This window comes from Flavobacterium sp. AK-345 (assembly GCF_058310175.1).
The window spans coordinates 99,733-118,652 of the sequence record NZ_JBZEER010000008.1 but is presented as its reverse complement, the minus strand read 5'-3'; the positions used below and the strand labels follow the sequence as shown (position 1 = coordinate 118,652).

21 protein-coding genes are annotated in these 18,920 nt (G+C 33.1%); 9 read left to right on the top strand and 12 right to left on the bottom strand.

Annotation, left to right across the window (positions count from 1 at the left end; all coding sequences use genetic code 11):
* Positions 1-2: 2 nt before the first annotated feature.
* From AC4FQ3_RS15490 to AC4FQ3_RS15455, 8 genes are read left to right on the top strand one after another with little or no spacing between them, the layout of a single operon-like run.
* Entirely contained in the window at positions 3-491 is a 489-nt protein-coding gene (locus AC4FQ3_RS15490; protein WP_491182413.1) for a DinB family protein, read from the top strand.
* A complete protein-coding gene (locus tag AC4FQ3_RS15485; RefSeq protein WP_491182412.1) occupies positions 479-1,189 on the top strand; it encodes an NRDE family protein in 711 nt (236 codons plus the stop codon). Before AC4FQ3_RS15490 ends, AC4FQ3_RS15485 begins: the two co-directional genes overlap by 13 nt.
* A 9-nt stretch (positions 1,190-1,198) precedes the next feature.
* Positions 1,199-2,233: a D-alanine--D-alanine ligase gene (locus AC4FQ3_RS15480; protein ID WP_491182411.1), complete on the top strand. Its 1,035-nt coding sequence runs from the start codon at positions 1,199-1,201 to the stop codon at positions 2,231-2,233.
* Positions 2,234-2,235: 2 nt separating this feature from the next.
* Complete coding sequence (locus AC4FQ3_RS15475) at positions 2,236-2,892, top strand: hypothetical protein (protein WP_491182410.1); 657 nt, start codon at positions 2,236-2,238, stop codon at positions 2,890-2,892.
* A 25-nt stretch (positions 2,893-2,917) separates the two neighbouring features.
* On the top strand, positions 2,918-3,889 hold the full coding sequence (locus AC4FQ3_RS15470) for a M20/M25/M40 family metallo-hydrolase (protein WP_073395665.1): 972 nt from the start codon (positions 2,918-2,920) through the stop codon (positions 3,887-3,889).
* Between the two features lie 37 nt (positions 3,890-3,926).
* Positions 3,927-4,604 (top strand): SDR family NAD(P)-dependent oxidoreductase, encoded by a 678-nt coding sequence (locus AC4FQ3_RS15465; protein WP_491182409.1) that lies wholly within the window; start codon positions 3,927-3,929, stop codon positions 4,602-4,604.
* 27 nt (positions 4,605-4,631) lie between these two features.
* Positions 4,632-5,000: a four helix bundle protein gene (locus tag AC4FQ3_RS15460; RefSeq protein WP_491182408.1), complete on the top strand. Its 369-nt coding sequence runs from the start codon at positions 4,632-4,634 to the stop codon at positions 4,998-5,000.
* A 26-nt stretch (positions 5,001-5,026) separates the two neighbouring features.
* On the top strand, positions 5,027-5,629 hold the full coding sequence (locus AC4FQ3_RS15455) for a SprT-like domain-containing protein (RefSeq protein ID WP_491182407.1): 603 nt from the start codon (positions 5,027-5,029) through the stop codon (positions 5,627-5,629).
* A 142-nt stretch (positions 5,630-5,771) separates the two neighbouring features.
* On the opposite strand, the gene AC4FQ3_RS15450 is transcribed toward AC4FQ3_RS15455, so the two are convergent.
* The 6 genes from AC4FQ3_RS15450 to gcvP form a co-directional block, all read right to left on the bottom strand.
* A complete protein-coding gene (locus AC4FQ3_RS15450; RefSeq protein ID WP_042565823.1) occupies positions 5,772-6,536 on the bottom strand; it encodes an ABC transporter ATP-binding protein in 765 nt (254 codons plus the stop codon).
* Entirely contained in the window at positions 6,533-7,282 is a 750-nt protein-coding gene (locus tag AC4FQ3_RS15445; RefSeq protein ID WP_042565824.1) for an MlaE family ABC transporter permease, read from the bottom strand. The genes AC4FQ3_RS15450 and AC4FQ3_RS15445 overlap by 4 nt, the downstream gene beginning before the upstream one ends.
* Positions 7,283-7,363: 81 nt before the next feature.
* Positions 7,364-8,212, bottom strand: coding sequence for a glycosyltransferase family 2 protein (locus AC4FQ3_RS15440; protein ID WP_491182406.1), 849 nt, complete (start codon positions 8,210-8,212; stop codon positions 7,364-7,366).
* 132 nt (positions 8,213-8,344) lie between these two features.
* Entirely contained in the window at positions 8,345-8,872 is a 528-nt protein-coding gene (locus AC4FQ3_RS15435) for a methyltransferase (RefSeq protein ID WP_230033201.1), read from the bottom strand.
* Positions 8,873-9,185: 313 nt separating this feature from the next.
* Complete coding sequence (locus tag AC4FQ3_RS15430; RefSeq protein WP_042565827.1) at positions 9,186-10,247, bottom strand: 3-oxoacyl-ACP synthase III family protein; 1,062 nt, start codon at positions 10,245-10,247, stop codon at positions 9,186-9,188.
* Between the two features lie 402 nt (positions 10,248-10,649).
* Positions 10,650-13,499, bottom strand: coding sequence for an aminomethyl-transferring glycine dehydrogenase (gene gcvP, locus AC4FQ3_RS15425; RefSeq protein WP_491182405.1), 2,850 nt, complete (start codon positions 13,497-13,499; stop codon positions 10,650-10,652).
* 217 nt (positions 13,500-13,716) lie between these two features.
* Here gcvP and AC4FQ3_RS15420 point away from each other — a divergent pair, with 217 nt between their 5' ends.
* Positions 13,717-14,523, top strand: a complete 807-nt coding sequence (locus AC4FQ3_RS15420) for a UbiA prenyltransferase family protein (protein WP_491182404.1) — start codon at positions 13,717-13,719, stop codon at positions 14,521-14,523.
* Positions 14,524-14,798: 275 nt separating this feature from the next.
* On the opposite strand, the gene AC4FQ3_RS15415 is transcribed toward AC4FQ3_RS15420, so the two are convergent.
* From AC4FQ3_RS15415 to AC4FQ3_RS15390, 6 genes are all read right to left on the bottom strand, one after another.
* Positions 14,799-15,248, bottom strand: coding sequence for an SRPBCC family protein (locus AC4FQ3_RS15415; protein WP_491182403.1), 450 nt, complete (start codon positions 15,246-15,248; stop codon positions 14,799-14,801).
* 201 nt (positions 15,249-15,449) lie between these two features.
* Positions 15,450-16,361 carry a TIGR01777 family oxidoreductase gene (locus tag AC4FQ3_RS15410; RefSeq protein WP_491182402.1) on the bottom strand — a complete coding sequence of 304 codons (912 nt, stop codon included), beginning with the start codon at positions 16,359-16,361 and terminating at the stop codon, positions 15,450-15,452.
* Between the two features lie 65 nt (positions 16,362-16,426).
* Complete coding sequence (locus AC4FQ3_RS15405) at positions 16,427-16,813, bottom strand: hypothetical protein (protein ID WP_302093605.1); 387 nt, start codon at positions 16,811-16,813, stop codon at positions 16,427-16,429.
* 18 nt (positions 16,814-16,831) lie between these two features.
* The gene (locus AC4FQ3_RS15400) at positions 16,832-17,179 is read right to left on the bottom strand and encodes a hypothetical protein (protein WP_491182401.1); all 348 of its coding nucleotides are present in this window, start codon (positions 17,177-17,179) and stop codon (positions 16,832-16,834) included.
* A gap of 17 nt (positions 17,180-17,196) precedes the next feature.
* Positions 17,197-18,282, bottom strand: a complete 1,086-nt coding sequence (locus tag AC4FQ3_RS15395) for a YqjF family protein (RefSeq protein ID WP_491182400.1) — start codon at positions 18,280-18,282, stop codon at positions 17,197-17,199.
* Positions 18,283-18,335: 53 nt separating this feature from the next.
* On the bottom strand, positions 18,336-18,842 hold the full coding sequence (locus AC4FQ3_RS15390) for a GbsR/MarR family transcriptional regulator (protein ID WP_042565834.1): 507 nt from the start codon (positions 18,840-18,842) through the stop codon (positions 18,336-18,338).
* Positions 18,843-18,920: the final 78 nt, after the last annotated feature.

The window sequence follows — 18,920 nt, the reverse complement described above, 5'->3', positions numbered from 1 at the left end:
TTATGTTGATAAAATCGATACATCGCAGTTTAGATGAGCTAATTAATTTATTAGGTCAGCTATCAGATCATGATTATTCAAAACCATGCGAAGCTTTAAGTAATTCAAGTATTGGAGAACACACCAGACATATTCTTGAGATGTTTCAATGTCTTGATAAAAGCTATGATTCAGGAGTTTTAAATTATGATCAAAGAGAAAGAAATGTACAAATTCAAACAGAAACAGATTATGCAAAACAATGCATTTTTGAAATAAAAAAAGGTTTGAAAAGCGAAAATAAAGTACTTTATCTGGAGCAGCTTATTGATGGACTTACCATGCGAATTCAGACCAATTATTATAGGGAATTACTATACAATCTGGAACACTGCATTCACCATCAGGCATTGATAAAAGTGGCGGTTTTGGAATATAAAAATGTTATGGTGAATGAGAATTTTGGAGTTGCACGCTCTACAATAGAATATAGAAAACAATGTGTACAGTAAGTTTTGTAAATAATAATGGAGTTGTAATGATTACTTCGAACCGTGATGAACAAGTTGTTCGGCCAGGTGCAATCGCACCAAAAAATTACAATCAAAACGGTAAGAATGTTATATATCCAAAAGATCCAAAAGCGGGAGGAACCTGGTTTGCTGTTGATGCGGATAAGACGGTTTTAGTGCTTTTAAATGGAGGTTTGGAAAAACATGAAGTGGCTTTCTCCTATAGAAAAAGCCGCGGATTAATTGCCCTGGATATTATGTACAGCCATTCTCCCAAAGATTTTTGGACTCAGATTAATCTTGAAAATATCGAACCATTTACATTGGTTTTGTATCAGGAAGAAAAACTATATGAACTTATCTGGAACGGTTTTGGAAAAAGGATGACGAAGTTAGACCAAAATAAAAATCATATTTGGTCGTCGGTTACTTTATATCCAGGCGAAATCAGGAAAAAACGATTTGATTGGTTCGCGCAGTTTTTAAAAGATAAAAGTGAAATTTCGGCTCAGGATATGTTCGATTTTCATCGAAATACCGAAGATAATGATGCCGAAAATGGTTTAGTAATAAACAGGCAGGATGTTTTAAAAACATTGAGTATTACACAAGTTACAATAGAACAAAACAAAGGTATTATGAGACATTATGATTTGATTAATGCAGAGGATTTTTCGACAACATTTATTAGTATTTAATAAAGTATCATGAAGCTATTTTTTCATAAAATCACCAATTGGGAATATTGGCCATTTCAGGTTTTGTACATTCCGATTTATTTTCTTTGGGCTTATTATGCCATCAAAGCAAGATCTATTTTTTTCTTTAATGCCTCAAATCCGAAAATTAAAAATGGAGGATTTATGATGGAAAGCAAAAAACAGATTTACGATTTATTGCCCAAAAAATATTATCCTAAAACTATATTGATTAAGGAAAATACAGATTTGAAAAAGATAATAGAAACCGTTGTCGAAAAAGGAATCTATTTTCCATTAATCGCAAAACCGGATATTGGTTTGCGAGGTTCTGGTGTTAAAAAAATAAAAACAGTTTCTGAATTAAAAAACTACGCAGAAAAAGCAAATTTCGATTTTTTATTACAGGATTTGATTCCGTTTAAAAATGAAGTTGGTGTTTTTTACGTGCGCCATCCACATCAAAAGAAAGGAAAAATTACCGGAATCGTTTCTAAAGAATTTTTAATTGTAAAAGGCGATGGCGTTGCAACAATTGAAGATTTAATTCATAAAACACCACGGTTTAAATTTCAGTTTGAAACTTTAAAAGAACAATACGGAGATCAATTGAAACGAGTTTTAAAAAAGGATGAAAGCATAAACTTAGTTCCGTTTGGCAATCATGCACGCGGTGCTAAATTCTTAGATGGAAGCGATTTGATTACACCAAAGTTAACCGCAATGATAGATAATATTGCAACTCAAATTCCGGAGTTTTACTTCGGGCGTTTTGATATTATGTACAACACTTTTGAAGAATTAGAAAGAGGAGAAAACTTTTTAATTGTAGAACTTAATGGCGCCGCGAGCGAACCAACACATATTTATGATCCTAAACATTCCGTTTGGTTTGCCTGGAAAGAACTCGCCAGACATATTACCTATATGTATGAAATAAGCGTTGTGAATCATAAAATGGGCGTTCCATATTTAGATTATAAAGTAGGAATGCGGGAATATAAACTGCATCTTGCCCAGAATAATAAGATTATAAATTTTTAAAAATGAAAAGATTAAAAAATATCTGCGTTGGTTTTCTGGTGAGTTTCATTGGTTCAATTCCGCTTGGATATTTAAATCTAGCCGGATTAGAAATTTATTCGAAATCGGGACTTCATAATTTAGTTTTATTTTTATTCGGAGTTATTTTCGTTGAAACTTTTGTGGTTTATTTTACGTTGCTTTTTGCCAGACAATTGGTTAACAGTAAAAAATTAATGAAAATTATTGATTTTTTTGCCGTCGGGTTTATGTTTGTTCTGGCTTACTTATTTTATTCAAATTCCAATCAAACGACACTTGCAAATAATCATATAAATCAATTTTTGATGTATTCACCGTTTGTAATTGGCGTAATTTTAAATTGTTTTAATTTTCTACAACTGCCATTCTGGACGAGTTGGAATCTATATTTAATTAATGGAAAATATATTGCAACCGAAAAACAGCTAAAATATTATTATATTGCAGGAACTTTAATTGGTGTTTTTTTAGGAATGTTGAGTTTGATAGTAACATTGCAAACCATTTTTCAAAAAACCAACCCATTTTCAAAGTATGTAATGCCTGTTTTTATTCCGTTGTTTTTCATTCTATTGGGGAGTATTCAGGTATTTAAAGTGTATAAAAAATATTTTAAATCATCTGCTTTAGGGATTTAGTTTCTAAAGCTAAAACTCTTCATCCATGAAAAAACTATACTTTCTTCTTCCATTTGTTTTGTTGGCATGTAAATCGAATACTACAGTAGGCGATAAATCTTCAAAAGAAGCATCCAAACCAATTGAAATAACATACAAGGTTCAGGAAACTGAGGTTTCGGATTTTTTAAAATATCTTTCTTCAGATGAATTAGAAGGCCGCGAAACCGGAACCAGAGGAATAGAAAAAGCAGCAGTATTTTTGGAAGATTTCTTAAAAAAGAATAACGTAAAACCGTATTTTAAAACCTATCGCGATACACTTACCAATTTTAAATTGCCGGCTTTTAATATCGTTGGGGTTATTGAAGGAACAGATCCCGTACTTAAAAAAGAGTTTGTGGTTTTAAGCGCACACTACGATCATATTGGTTTAGAGAAAAAGAAACAAGATGATGTTGTAAATAATGGAGCAAATGATGATGCTTCGGGCGTAACGGCTGTGGCTCAAATGGCAAAATATTTTACAGAAACAAAATCGAATAAGCGAAGTATTTTGGTTGTGTTTTTTGCCGGAGAAGAAAAAGGACTTTTGGGTTCTAAAAGTTTAGCTCAAAAACTAAAAGCACAGGATTTTAATTTATATGCACAATTGAATATCGAAATGATTGGAGTTCCAATGAAACGCGATTATTTGGCATACATAACTGGTTTTGATAAGTCAAACATGGCAGAGAAAATAAACCAATATACAGGGAAAAATACAATTGGTTTTTTACCAAAAGAAGCAGAGTATAAATTGTTTTACAGATCTGACAATTTCTCTTTTTATGAAGCATTCAAAAAACCATGTCAATCGATAAGTACTTTTGATTTTGAAAATTTCGAATTCTATCATCATGTTTCAGATGAATTTAAACTAATGGATATTCCACATATGACCGCTTTTATTCAGGAATTTTTACCCGCTGTTACCAAAATGGCAGATACTCCAACAGAGGAAATTACAATGAAATAATAATTACTCTTTTTGTTGGATTGCTTATTTTTGCCACATGAAAAATATTATTGTTACCGGAACGAGTAGGGGAATTGGTTACGAATTGGCTTTGCAGTTTGCCAATGCAGGTCATCAGGTTTTGGCTATCTCGAGAAATACACCTCAGGCACTTTTACAACATCAAAATATAACTTGTCTTTCAGTTGATTTGGCAAACGAATCGGCTTTGGCTGTTGTTGAAGATTTTCTTTCTTCAACATGGAAAAAAGTTGATGCCGTTGTGCATAATGCCGGGGCTTTATTATTAAAACCATTTGCAGAAACAACGCAAGCTGATTTTGAAAGTATTTATAAAGTGAATGTTTTTGGAGTTGCAAATCTTACGAGGATCTGTTTGCCTTATCTTCAAAGCGGAAGCCACGTTGTAACCATAAGTTCAATTGGCGGCGTTAGGGGAAGTCTTAAATTTGCCGGATTGGCAGCTTACAGTTCAAGCAAAGGGGCCGTAATTACTTTAACTGAATTATTAGCCGAAGAATACAAAGAAAAAGGAATTTCGTTTAATGTTCTGGCTTTAGGTTCAGTTCAGACAGAAATGTTAAATGAAGCTTTCCCAGGTTATCAGGCGCCAATTTCTGCCGAAGGAATGGCAAATTATATTTATGATTTTACTTTAAACGGAAATAAATATTTTAATGGGAAGGTTTTGGAAGTTTCTTCGACGAACCCTTAATTAATTATGAGTTATAAGTTATGAATTATGAGTGAGAGTATTGTGAAGGTTAAGAGTTTTGAATTAGCTATTAGAGGAGTTAATTTTTACAAGTGGTTAGTCGCTGAGAAGAAAGAGTTTGTGATGAGTAAACAATTTTTACGTTCTATTACATCAGTTGGGGCAAATGTTCGTGAGGCAGTAAATGCACAAAGTAAAGCTGATTTTATACATAAATTATCTATTTCTCAAAAAGAGTGTGATGAATCAATGTACTGGTTAGAGATATTAATCGGAACAAATTATATTTCTCAAATAGAATTTGAGTCAATGCATAATCAATGCGGCGAAGTGCTAAAAATCATCAAAAGCATAATAATTACATCAAAGAAAAATAACAAGTTAGTAAACTCATAACTCATACTTTATAATTTATAATTATTTTGAACGAAACCTTAGCTAAATACATTCCAGAACATGCTGTAAAACCTGCATTTGATTTGATTGTTGCCAATCAGGTTCATCTGAAAATCGTAAATGAGCGACAAACGCGTCATGGCGATTACAGGCGCGGTCATACGGGTAAGCATGAAATTACGGTAAATGCAAGTTTAAATAAATATCGTTTTTTAATTACGTTAATTCACGAGATTGCCCATTTAGTTGCTTTTGAAAAGTTTGGAAGAAATATAAAACCGCACGGCGACGAATGGAAATTTACTTTTCAAAGATTAATGGTTCCCTTTATTCGTCCGGAGATTTTCCCGGGGCAATTATTGCCGTTGTTAGCGCGTCATTTTAAGAATCCTACAGCAAGTAGTGATACAGATACGACTTTGTCTCTGGCTTTAAAACAATACGACAAGGAAAACGATAAAAACTATGTTTTTGAGATTCCATACGGAAGTGTTTTCAGAATTAAAAACGGAAAAATATTCAAGAAACTTGCCGTGAGAACAAAACGTTTTGAATGCATCGAAATAAGCTCAGGAAGAACCTATCTTTTTAATCCAAATGCTGAGGTTGAATTGATCAACATCAAGTAGAAATTCCAATAAAAAAAAATCCAAATTCCAAACTTGTGGGGAAATTCCAATTATAAAGGAAAATCCCAAATTCCAACTTGCTTAGTTTTGGAATTTGGGATTTATTTTTTGGAATTTCCTGTATATTGGAATTTGAAAAAGTTTACCCTTCTCTCAAATATGCTTCTCTTACTTTCTTAAACAGGTTCGAAGAGTAAACAAACTTCACAATATCTTTATTGTCTGTTCTAAAGATTTCTTCTTTGGTTCCCTGCCACGCTTTTAAACCTTTTTTAAGGAATACGATATTCTCACCAATTTCCATAACCGAGTTCATATCGTGCGTATTAATTACGGTGGTAATATTATATTCTTTAGTGATTTCCTGAATCAGATTATCAATCAAAGTTGAAGTATTTGGATCTAAACCAGAGTTTGGTTCATCACAAAACAAATATTTCGGATTGTTTACAATAGCACGGGCAATAGCCACACGTTTTTGCATACCTCCTGAAATTTCTGAAGGTAATTTTCTATGAGCATCAACTAGATTAACTCTTTCCAAAACAAAATCAACACGTTCTTTGATTTTTGCTCTATTATCGTTGGTAAACATTTTTAGAGGAAAAGCAACGTTCTCTTCAACAGTCATCGAATCAAATAAGGCACTTCCCTGAAAAACCATTCCAATTTCAGTTCTTAATTCTCTTTTTTCATCCGGATCTAAATCAGCATAAACTCGTCCGTCAAATTCAATAGTTCCAGAATCAGGTGTATGAATTCCTAATAAACTTTTTAATAAAACTGTTTTTCCGGATCCACTTTGTCCAATAATTAAGTTGGTTTTTCCAGTTTCAAAAACTGTCGAAACCCCTTTTAGAACTTTGCTATCTCCAAATGATTTTTCTAAATTTTTTACTTCTATCATGATCCTAGTAACAATTGTGTTAGTATATAATTAAAAAGAATGATACAAACCGACGTCCAAACAAATGAAACTGTACTGGCTTTACCAACCTCTAGTGCTCCACCTTTCATATAATAACCATGAAAAGATGGGATTGTTGCCAATAACATTGCGAAAATTAGCGTTTTGATAAAGGCATAAACAATATGAAACGGAATAAATTCCATTTGTGCACCATCAATAAAAGCGGCACTTGTTGTAAAACCTCCGTAAACTCCGGCAAGCCATCCTCCAAAAATTCCCAAAAACATACTGATACCAATAACAAATGGATACAATAGCAAAGCAATAATTTTAGGGAAAACTAAATAGTTTAATGAATTTACACCCATTACTTCTAAAGCATCAATTTGTTCTGTAACACGCATTGTACCAATACTTGATGTGATGAACGAACCCATTTTTCCGGCCATAATAACCGAAATAAAAGTAGGGGCAAACTCTAAAATTACAGATTGACGTGTAGCAAAACCAATTAAATATTTTGGAATTAACGGATTTGTTAAGTTTAGTGCGGTCTGAATGGCAACAACTCCTCCTACGAAGAAAGAGATAAAACAAACGATACCTAGTGAGTCGATAATCAAATCATCGATTTCTTTGAAAATTAAATTTCTCATAACAGACCATTTTGTCTGTTTATTAAAAATTTCTTTTAGCATTAAAAAATATCTTCCTATCTGAGATAAGTAACGAATTAGCATCATAAGTTTTACAAATATTGGCTAAGGTAAAAATAAGTTATGAGTTTTGGGTTATGAGTTACCGATTTTCGGTTGTTTTTCGAATCAAATTAACTTTTGTTTCATTTTCTCAAAACGATATTTTCTTATAAATTTAGCCTGTTCGGGTGTAACTAATAAAGGTGTTTTTGCTTTTTTTGCTTTCCAGAATCCTCTGATATAATCAAAAAACAAGAATGGTTTTTTCTTCATCATCGCCAGTTTTGCAGAAGCAATTGCGGTAATCCAAAAACCGTATCCTAAGGTGTAAAAAGCTTCACCTTGTTTATAACGTGCTGTTTTATTGTAGTTTGCTCCAGTGGGTTTAAGATGTTTTACATGTAAAGAAGTGTCTGTAACGATTTTCCAGTCGTAATATTTACATAGTAATTCGTCTACTGTGTCCCAGCCCATAGCGGGTTTTAAACCTCCAATTTGCTGAAAAGTTTCTTTTCTGTAGGCTTTTAATGCGCCGCGAATATGATCTTTATCTGTCAGGTTCTCTAAAACCCAGTCACCATTTTTTTCGATGTAACAAAATCCGCCCACCATTCCGATTTTTGGATCAGATTGGAAATGATTGATAATTGTCTCGAAATAATTGGAAGGAAAAATTAAATCGCCGTCTATTTTTACAATAATATCATATTCTGAATCCAACGCTTCAAAACCTTTCTGAAAAGCCTGAATTACTTTGCTTCCCGGCATGTGAATCGCATCTGAAGTTTTATTAACCACAGAAATAAACGGATTTTCTTTTGCAAAACCCAACACGATTTCTTCTGTTTTATCTGTTGAATTGTCGTTTACAACCACAATTTTAGAAGGCAAAACAGTTTGCGAAACCAAAGATTGTAAGGTCAGACCAATTAAATCTTGCTCGTTGTGCGCGGGAATAACGATGTAATACTTCATTTTAAATTCCAATTTTTTTTAAATTCCAAATTCCAATTGCTGAGAATAAATCCAACTTTCTAAAATTCCAAATTCCAATCTTACCGATAAGGTTAAAATTGGAATTTGGAATTTATTTTTTGGAATTTGCCCTTAGGCTTTTATTTTCTCTGCCACAACAATATAATATCTCGGAGTGAAATATCTCAAAAGTGGTCTAAAACCAAACTTTTTTACCGGATGTGTAAATTTTTGGCGATCGGTTATTTTCCAGCCTGTTTTTTCTAAAAGCCAGTCTAATTGCCAGTCTTCAAATTCATGATAATGTCTGTCCCACATATCTGTTTTTGAACGATATGCCGGAGAAAACCATAAACGTAACGGAATTGAAATTAGCAATTTGTCACATTTTACGTTTTCTAAAATCGTGTACGGATTTAATAAATGTTCGAAAATTTCAAATGCCGTAAAAACAGTATATTCTTCTGTTTGTAAAGCCGTTTGATCGTTATCTAAATCTTCACCTTTTGTATTTTTTACTGTATAACCATTTTCCTCCATTATTTTAGAGAACGGATTGGGAACACCAAAATCAAAAATGGTTTCTGATGTTTTGACATGTTTTTGTAAAAATTCTAAAGTAAGTTTGAATCTTTTATTGGGAAACGTTTTTTCGTACATTTTTTATTTTTTATCGGCAAAGGCGCAAATATACAAAGTTATCTTCTTTTTTGTATTTTTTAATTAGAATGAAAATCAAAAGTCCGCATTTAAAATATGTTTTCAAATGCGGACTATAACTTTATACTTTATGTGATTTACTAATAGCTTCGTAGAAGCGTAATCTTTATAGATAATTAGGTAATGGATTTTTAGAGCTCCATCGGAGCGATATGTTTTGCACTTGCCAAAATATCGCTCCGATGGAGCTTTTCCCAAAATGAATTATTTGTTCTAAATGTGACGTCCCACTGGGACTTATTATATAACTTAATTAATATCGGTAAACAAAGGCATTAACGTTCATTCCGGCTCCAACGGAAGCAAAAATGACAACATCGCCTTTATTAATTTCGTGATTTTCTAATTTTCCTTGTATCAAAAGATCATACAAAGTTGGTACGGTTGCTACGCTTGAGTTTCCTAAATCATGAATACTCATTGGCATAATATCTTTAGGTGCAGTTTTGTCGTATAGTTTATAAAAACGATCGACAATAGCTTCGTCCATTTTTTCATTTGCCTGATGTATCAGGATTTTTTTTACCTCATCGATTCCAATTCCGCTTTTGTCTAAACAGCTTTTCATTGCGCAAGGAACCTGAATTAATGCAAACTCGTAGATTTTACGACCGTACATTTTAATGTATTTGATATCCGGATCTAAATCTGGATTATATGATTTTCCGAAGTAAAGGAAATTAGCTTCATCATTAGCATAAGTAGCACTTTCGTAAGATAGTAAACCAGTTTCGTCATCTTCAGAAGCCTCTAAAATAGAAGCACCGGCACCATCAGAATAAATCATGGAATCACGATCGTGATCGTCTACAACTCTTGATAAAGTTTCGGCTCCAATAACCAAAACTCTTTTTGCCATTCCGGATTTAATAAATGCATTGGCTTGCAAAACACCTTCAATCCAGCCTGGGCATCCAAAAAGAATGTCATAAGCCACACATTTAGGGTTTTTGATATCCAGTTTATTCTTAACGCGTGTTGCCAAACTTGGTAAAATATCAGTTTGATGTGTACCTGTTTTTACGTCGCCAAAATTATGGGCAAAAATGATGTAATCTAAAGTTTCACGATCTATATTAGCATTTTCAAGCGCTCTTTCAGCAGCAAAAAAAGCTAAATCAGATGAAGTATGATGATCTTCGGCATAACGACGGTTTTCGATTCCGGTAATGCCTTTAAATTTTTTAATTACAACTTCATTCGGGTATCCAAAAGGAGTTCCGTCTTCATTTAAAAAAATATGTTTATCAAAGTCAGTATTCTTAACTTCTTTATTAGGAATGTAACTTCCTATACCAATTATTTTTATTTTCATTATTCCTTAATTATCCGATAAATTTATTGCTAAATTATAAATAAATTTATGATAACTATCATAAAAAATACTATGCATGCATATAATTATGAAATAGTAATTTTTTTTATGGATATATTGTTTATTTTCTAATGATTTTGTGATTTTATCGAGATTTCAAACGTTTGCGAATTGTTTGAGAACTTATTTTTATTTCGTAGAATTCTTAAAGTCATTTTGATTTTGTTATAAATGAAACGGAAGATTTTAAAAGTGTTAAAATAGAAAACTAATAAAGTTTCAAGTTTCAGGTTTCAAGTTATTTGAAGCTGAAATCTGAAACTTGAAACAAAAAATAAACCCGACAGGTTTTTAAAACCTGTCGGGTTGGAGAAATGTATTATTTAAAGAAAAACTTATTTCTTAGTTTTCCATATAAGCTTCAATAGGAGCACAGCTGCAGATTAAATTTCTGTCACCGTATGCATCATCTACACGACGAACAGATGGCCAGAATTTATTTTCAGCAATATACTCTAATGGGTAAGCAGCTTTTTCTCTAGTGTAAGGAAAATCCCAATTATCAGTAGTTAACATTGCCAATGTGTGAGGTGCATTTTTCAATACATTATTTTTATCATCGGCTGTTGAAGCTTCAATCTCTTTTCTGATTGAGATAAGCGCATCACAAAAACGATCTAATTCTGCTAAATCTTCAGATTCAGTTGGTTCGATCATTAAAGTTCCTGCTACAGGGAAAGAAACCGTAGGAGCGTGGAAACCGTAATCCATTAAACGTTTTGCGATATCACCAACTTCGATTCCGTTTTCTTTAAACGAACGACAATCTAAAATCATTTCGTGAGCTGCTCTTCCGCATTCTCCTGTATAAAGAATTGGATAGTGTCCTTCGAAACGGGCTTTCATGTAGTTAGCATTTAAGATAGCGTGTTCTGTAGCACTTTTTAATCCTTCAGCACCCATCATTGTGATGTAACCGTAAGAAATTAAACAAACTAAAGCTGATCCGTAAGGTGCAGATGAAATTGCTGTAATAGCTTGTTCGCCACCAACTTTTAAGATTGGGTTTGTTGGTAAAAAAGGTACTAATTTTTCGTTCACACAAATTGGTCCAACTCCAGGTCCACCTCCACCGTGAGGAATAGCGAATGTTTTGTGTAAGTTTAAGTGACAAACGTCAGCGCCAATTGTAGCAGGATTTGTTAATCCAACTTGCGCGTTCATATTTGCACCGTCCATATATACTAATCCGCCGTTGTCGTGGATTAATTTAGTAATTTCTATAATCGAAGATTCAAAAACTCCGTGAGTAGATGGATACGTTACCATTAAACAAGATAAATCATCTTTGTGCTCAATCGCTTTTTCTCTTAAATCTTCTACGTCAATGTTTCCTTCCGGAGTCGTTTTAGTAACGATGATTTTCATTCCGGCCATCGCTGCAGAAGCAGGATTGGTTCCGTGAGCTGATGAAGGAATTAAACATACATTACGGTGACCTTCGTTTCTTGACAAATGGTAAGCACGAATCGCCATTAAACCTGCATATTCTCCCTGAGCTCCAGAATTTGGTTGTAATGTTGTTCCGGCAAATCCGGTAATTACATTTAATTGCTCTTCTAGTTTTTTAAGCATCGTGATATAACCTTCTGCTTGTTCAACTGGTGCAAACGGGTGAATGCTGTTCCAGTTTGGCATTGATAAAGGCAACATTTCTGAAGCTGCGTTTAATTTCATTGTACAAGAACCTAATGAAATCATCGAATGGTTCAATGATAAATCTTTACGTTCTAATTTTTTGATGTAACGCATGATCTGACTTTCTGAATGATGATTGTTGAATACATCATGCGTTAAGAAAGAAGATGTTCTTTCTAATGAAGCCGGTAACTGACTTGCAGCAGTTAATTCAGAAACAGTAAAAGTTTCTTTTCCTAAAGCTTCAGCAAAAATCGCAATAATTTGATTGATGTCGGCAATTGAAGTTGTTTCGTTGAATGAGATCGAAATTGTATCAGCATCAACATAAAAGAAATTTACTTCATTTTTCTCAGCAATCGCTTTTACTTTTTGAGCATCAGCTTTTACCAAAATAGTATCAAAGTAAGCCGTATTAGTTTGGTAAACGCCTAATTTATTTAAAGCTTCAGCAGCAGTAACTGCCGATGCGTGAACTTTACCTGCAATATATTGTAAACCTTTTGGTCCGTGGTAAACAGCATACATTCCGGCCATAACCGCTAATAAAACCTGAGCTGTACAAATATTTGAAGTTGCTTTTTCACGTTTAATGTGCTGCTCACGAGTTCCTAATGCCATACGTAAAGCGCGATTTCCATTAACATCAATAGAAACTCCAATAATACGACCTGGCATAGATCGTTTGTATTCGTCTTTAGTTGCAAAAAAAGCAGCGTGTGGACCACCATAACCCATTGGTACACCAAAACGTTGTGTAGTTCCAACCACAACTGCAGCTCCCATTTCTCCCGGAGAAGTTAAAGCAGCTAGTGATAAAATATCTGCAGCAAAGGCAACTTTGATTTCATTTTCTTTTGCTTTAGCAACAAAAGCACTATAATCGTTTACCTGACCATATTTACCCGGATATTGTAAAATGGCTCCGAAAAATTCATTTGAAAAATCAAACGTTTCGTGGTTTCCAACAACTAATTCAATTCCAATAGGAGTTGAACGTGTTTGAAGTATAGATAAAGTTTGTGGTAAAATTTCTTCAGAAACGAAGAATTTGTTTGTATTGTTTTTCTTTTGGTCGCGTGTACGAACGTCAAATAGCAAAGCCATAGCTTCCGCAGCTGCAGTTCCTTCATCTAATAAAGATGCATTTGCAATTTCCATTCCTGTTAATTCAATAACCGTAGTCTGGAAATTTAAAATAGCTTCCAAACGACCTTGAGCAATTTCTGCCTGATAAGGTGTGTAAGCCGTATACCATCCTGGATTTTCAAAGATATTTCTTTGAATTGGCGCAGGAACGATAGTTGGATGATAACCCAAACCAATATACGATTTGAATACCTTATTTTTCTTTCCTAATTCCTGAATGTGATTTGCGAATTCGTACTCCGTCATTGCAGGATCCAAATTCAAAGGCGCTTTTAAACGAATGTCATCCGGAAGAGTTTCATAAACAAGTTGTTCAATCGATTCCACTCCAATAGTCTTTAACATGTGTTGAAGATCTGTTTCTCTTGGGCCAATGTGTCTTAAAGCAAAAGCATCTGTTCTCATTTGTAGCTATCTATTTTTTAAGGGCAATGCAATTAACAAAGCGTAAACTTCAATTTAAGCAGTGTACACAAGGTTTATTACATTTTATAGTAAATGTGTTGTTTTTTGTGGCGCAAAATTAAGTATTATTAATAATTTAATAGGTATTTTTAACTTCAATTTTTATGAAATTTCTAACTAAAGAGTTGATTTGTTAATAATTGATTAGATTTAAGGAATGAAAGTGTTGAAACAAATATTCGATTTTTACCTCCATAGTAGTATTCATGTGGCTTTGTCGTGTTATGCATTAGTCCATATAACATTTTATTTCTTTCATATTCAATATGATGAACCAATGGCTTTGTTCGTTTTTTTCGGAACAATTGTGGGGTATAATTTTGTTAAATACGATGCTTTGGTTCGGGTGAAAAAAAAACCAATCGGAAATCAGTTAAAAATTATAGCAGTTTTGAGTTTTGTTTCACTGATTTTAGTTGGCTATTATTTTTTTCAGTTAAAAAGAATTACCCAAATAGTCTCCTTTGGAATATTTGCTATAACTGCACTCTACACACTTCCGTTTTTTCCAAATCGTAAAAATGCCAGAAACTGGGCCGGTGTAAAAATTTACATTGTGGCACTTTGTTGGGTAGGAGCAACGTTGGTTTTACCTTATATAAATGCAGAAATTCCTTTTACAGGTAATTTTTTTATCAAATGCATTCAGCGTTTTGTCTTGGTTTTTGTGCTGATTCTGGTTTTCGAGATTTTAGATTTAGCCAATGATGATCCGCATTTGCAAACCGTTCCGCAGACAATTGGCGTTAAGCGTACAAAAATTTTAGGCTTTTCATTATTAGTTCCGTTTTGGGTTTTAGGAATTTTAAGTTTTACACTTCATGATCTTATTATCAATCTTGTAATGGTTCTTACTTTGATGTTGTTTATTCTATTCGCCAATACAAATCGATCAAAATATTATACTTCTTTTTGGGTCGAAAGCGTACCCATTTTTTGGTGGCTGATGATAGTGTTTCTGTAAATAAAAAATCCGATGCGTTCAACATCGGATTCTAAATAATAATATTTTGGGCGTGTCCCTCCGGGTCGGGCTATCCGCTGCAAGTCCTCGCACTTCCTTCGTCAGGCTGTGGGCTTTCCACTTCTATCCCTCACGCAAACCGTAAAGCGAGAAAATTCATTTTTTAAAGAAAATTTTAGATGATTTATTTGAATTGCCTCCAGCTTTAGCTGGAGGTAAAAATGATAGAATAAAAGTGGCTTTAGCCAAATATTATATTCTTTACTTAAATTATGCTATTTTTCAGAAACATCTTTTAGAACTTTATTTCTTTCCAAAAGAAATTGGGTCATATGTTTTTCGAGAAATAAAATATCAAATAATTCTCCAAAAATTCCGAAAGGTGTTTCATATTCCAATTTATCTTTCATAATTGTAAAACCATTTACTTCTTCAAAAAAATGCTGATGTTTGAAAGATTTGAATTTGCCTCTTTCCATTTCATCGACAAAATAATCATTAAATGTCATTGCCGTAATCCGGCTTTTGTGTGTGAGATAAAATCCAAAATGTTTGCCGCGCCAGGTTACCGTTTCATTTAAATTGATTAATCCTGAAGTTATTCCGGCAATTGCTTTTTCACTTGTTTTACTCGCAGATTTCTGATGAATATCGATATTTCGTGAAGCATCAAAAACGATTTGTTTTAGTGCTTTTATTTTTGTTGTGAGGTTTATTGTTGTCATAATTAATCAGCATATTACAAGTCCCGGCGGGACGTTATGTTTATAGAACCATAAAAAAAAGGTTTTTGAACCCCAGCGGGGTGGCATGTTTAGGAATAATCAGAAAGCAAATATATCGCTCCGCTGGAGCTTAAAAGAACGATGCATTTTTATGTTTTCTATAAATATTACGCTCCGCTGGAGCTATCAGAAAATAATAAATTATTTGCGTAACAAATCTTTAAAAGCCTCATCAATATCTCCAAACTTAAACTTAAACTCATTATCCAAAAGTCGTTTCGGAATCACATTTCTGCTTTTCAAAACCAACTCCGGTTGAGTACGAATAATGAATGAGCCAATTTCTAACAAGAAAGCATTTAATGGAATTCCGAAAGGGAAACCAACTGCTTTTCGAAGTTTCTGCATAAAATTAGCATTACGAACAGGTTGCGGTGAAACAACATTTATAATTCCAACAATTTCTTTTTGAATGACAAATTCAATTGCATTGGCAAAATCTTCTTCGTGAATCCAACTCACAAACTGATTTCCTTTTCCTTGTTTTCCTCCAAAACCAATTTTTGCCAAAGTCTTTAACGGAATAAAAGCACCGCCATTTTTACCTAAAACAATCGAAGTTCGCAAAGCAGTTTTTAAAGTATTTGGAGTTTCGATTTTAAAAAATGCTTTTTCCCAGGAAAGCGCAACATTTATAGAAAAATCATTTCCAATTTCGCCATCAACCTCATCCATTTGTTTGTCAAGAGAAAATCTATAAATAGTAGAAGTTGATGAATTCAGCCAATGCTTCGGTGGATTTGTGCAATTCAAAACCGCTTTGTTTAAAATTCTTGTGCTCTGAATTCGTGACCATAAAATCTCTTTTTTGTTTTCTTTGCTGTATCGGCAATCAACCGATTTTCCTGCGAGATTAATTAGAACGGTTGCATTTTCGAGTTCGTTTTCCCAACCAGAAAAAGTCTTTGCGTTCCAGTTTACATATTTAATTCCGTCAATTGTTGTAGATTTCCCTCTGGTCAGAATTACAATTTCATCAAATTTGTCTTTGAAGTGATTTACTAAAACCTGTCCTAAAAATCCTGTTCCAGCTGCGATTATAAGTTTGTTCATTTGTATGTTTATTGAGATTAAACCTGACAGGTTTTTAAAACCTGTCAGGTTTCTGGAGTACGTAATTACGCTTTAAAAACCAATCTTTCTTCTTGTTGTGCTTCTTTGGCTTTTCTTTTTCCTCTAAAGAAGAAATACAAATTGAAGAATAACATTACTCCCAAATAAATAGAAAATCCGCCAATTTTGTAGCTTAATCTTTCGATCAATTCCTGATAACTGTTGTCGCTTAATTGCATTTCCAGAATCATTAAGGCAAAACCAATATTTAAAAGATAAAATCCGGTTTCAAAAAGTTTGTTGGTGGCTTCTGCAATATCTTCGCGGCCTTTAAAAATGTCCAGCATAAATATTTTTCCGTTTTTAAAAAGAGTTTTAGAAACATAATAAGTAAGGAATAAAGCGATTGGTAAATAAAGTCCGTAACCGATTAAGATTTTTGTAGTTTCCATGATATTTAATTTAAGGTATTATTTAATTAATTTGTGAATGTACTTGGTTAGAATAATGATATTGAGATAATGCAATATCGAAATGATGAAAATTATAATTGCTGTTTTTGTTCCGATGGTTTCAATTAATTGCGTCGAAGATGAAATTTTTTGCCAGGAAATAAGCGTCATTGCACAGTAACCGATATTTAAAAGATAATATCCCAAAAGTAAAACCTGATTAATTTTTTGGCAGATATCAGCATGGTTCGGGATCAGTTCTGCGACGTAAATGTTTCCGTTTCTGTAGCATATTTTTCCAACTCTTAGAATAATGAAAATCGTAATGCCGAGATAGATAAAATATCCAATGATGTTGAGATTCATGACGATTATTTTTGGGGTTAATATTCATAATTTAAACCGCGTTGTGTCAAAAGGTCTGCAATTTCCAATTTGCGTTTATTTTTTACTTCAATGGCAGATCCTTTTGCAAGAAAAACGGAAGTTGGAATTGCAGTTTCTAAAAACTCAAAGTCATGACCATAATTTTCCTGAAAATCAATATCAACTTTATATTTTAGAACTTTAAATTGTTCCCATGCCGGATGTTGAACTTCGTACTCGAAAGTGGTTTCGTTATCAATTTTAGTATATCCAAAATAATGTTCCGTAATAAATTCAGCTTCAGAACCGATTTCAATTTCTATTGGATTCTTTTCCGTTTCTAACTGAATTGTATTCCATTGTTCCTTATTTTTCCATTGATAAATGAAAGTTTGCGTATCATCATCTTCAATAATTTCATGTTTCATTTTCTGAGTTTCATAATGTTCCTGATATAAAGTGTTTGCAATGAATGTAATCGCTTTTTTGGGAACAATTTCTTTGATGAAAACTACGCCGCGTTTCCATTCTCCGTTTTCAAAACGTTTTACGTAAAATCTAAGATTTACTTCTTCAAAATTGACATGAAATGGAATTTTTACGCCCAGAACTTTTGTGTTTTTAAACATAAACCCAACCAGACTTACATAACATTTGTTGTTCCAGATATCGATTTCAGTTCCTGCAGGAATATATTTTTCTAAGATTTTAGGATCAACTTCATAATTCAAAAGAGCTAAGTTTTTCCATTCTGCATGTAGAAATGAATCAGAAGTAATATTGGCTGTCAAAAAGTAGAAGTAAGTTGCTATTACCATTGGAAACAGAAAAAAACTAATAAGATTTCCGAAATCATTTCCTAATGCAGAATTGGTAAGGATCAGAAAAAAATCAATCACAACCAAAATCCAGTAAAGTCGAATTTTTCTCTTTTTTTCTTTGCTGAGTTCCTTCATTTTTGTGAGTAAAATAATTCCTATTGTTACTTGTACAATCCCTAATACGATTTGAAAGAGCATTCCAAAATAGACTAGAAGATAAAGTCCAAGAGTTGTGAAATAAAATATTTTGTTGATTTTGTGTAAATTGGTAAAAGTTGTCATCTTGTGTTTGTTTTGAACTTTCAGAAAAAAATGAAAGTTTTATTTAAATTTTTTTATTTCATGATTTTTAGAACCAAACGGCCTAACCAGTTTTCGTTGAATTCTGTTATTTTGTCTAACATATTATCTGCTTTTAAAACAAAATCATATAATTTAGAAGTCTGATCAACAAAGTGTTTTTCTTCTGCAGAAGACTCTTTTGCTTCAATTGTCGAAACTTCTTTTAGAATTTTAAGGGCAGGTTTAATTTCTCTCTTGCTTCTTTCTCTCGAAATTTTTACGGCCAATTCGTCCAGATCTTTTTCGGCAGTAAAAAACTCCCTTCTTTCTCCGGCTTTGTATTCTTTATAAACAATTCCCCAATCCATTAAAGCTCTTAGGTTCATACTTGCATTTCCGCGCGAAATTTGCAATTCCTCCATAATATCTTCCATCGAAACAGCTTCATTCGAGACCATTAATAAAGCATGGATTTGCGCCATGGTTTTATTAATTCCCCACTGAGAACCTAACGCTCCCCAGGTTTGTACAAACTTATTTTTTGCTTCTTTGAATTCCATAGAACAAATGTAAACAAAAGTTTTTAAACTTTCAAAAACAAATGAAACTTATTTTCAAAACATATTATTTTTTAAGAA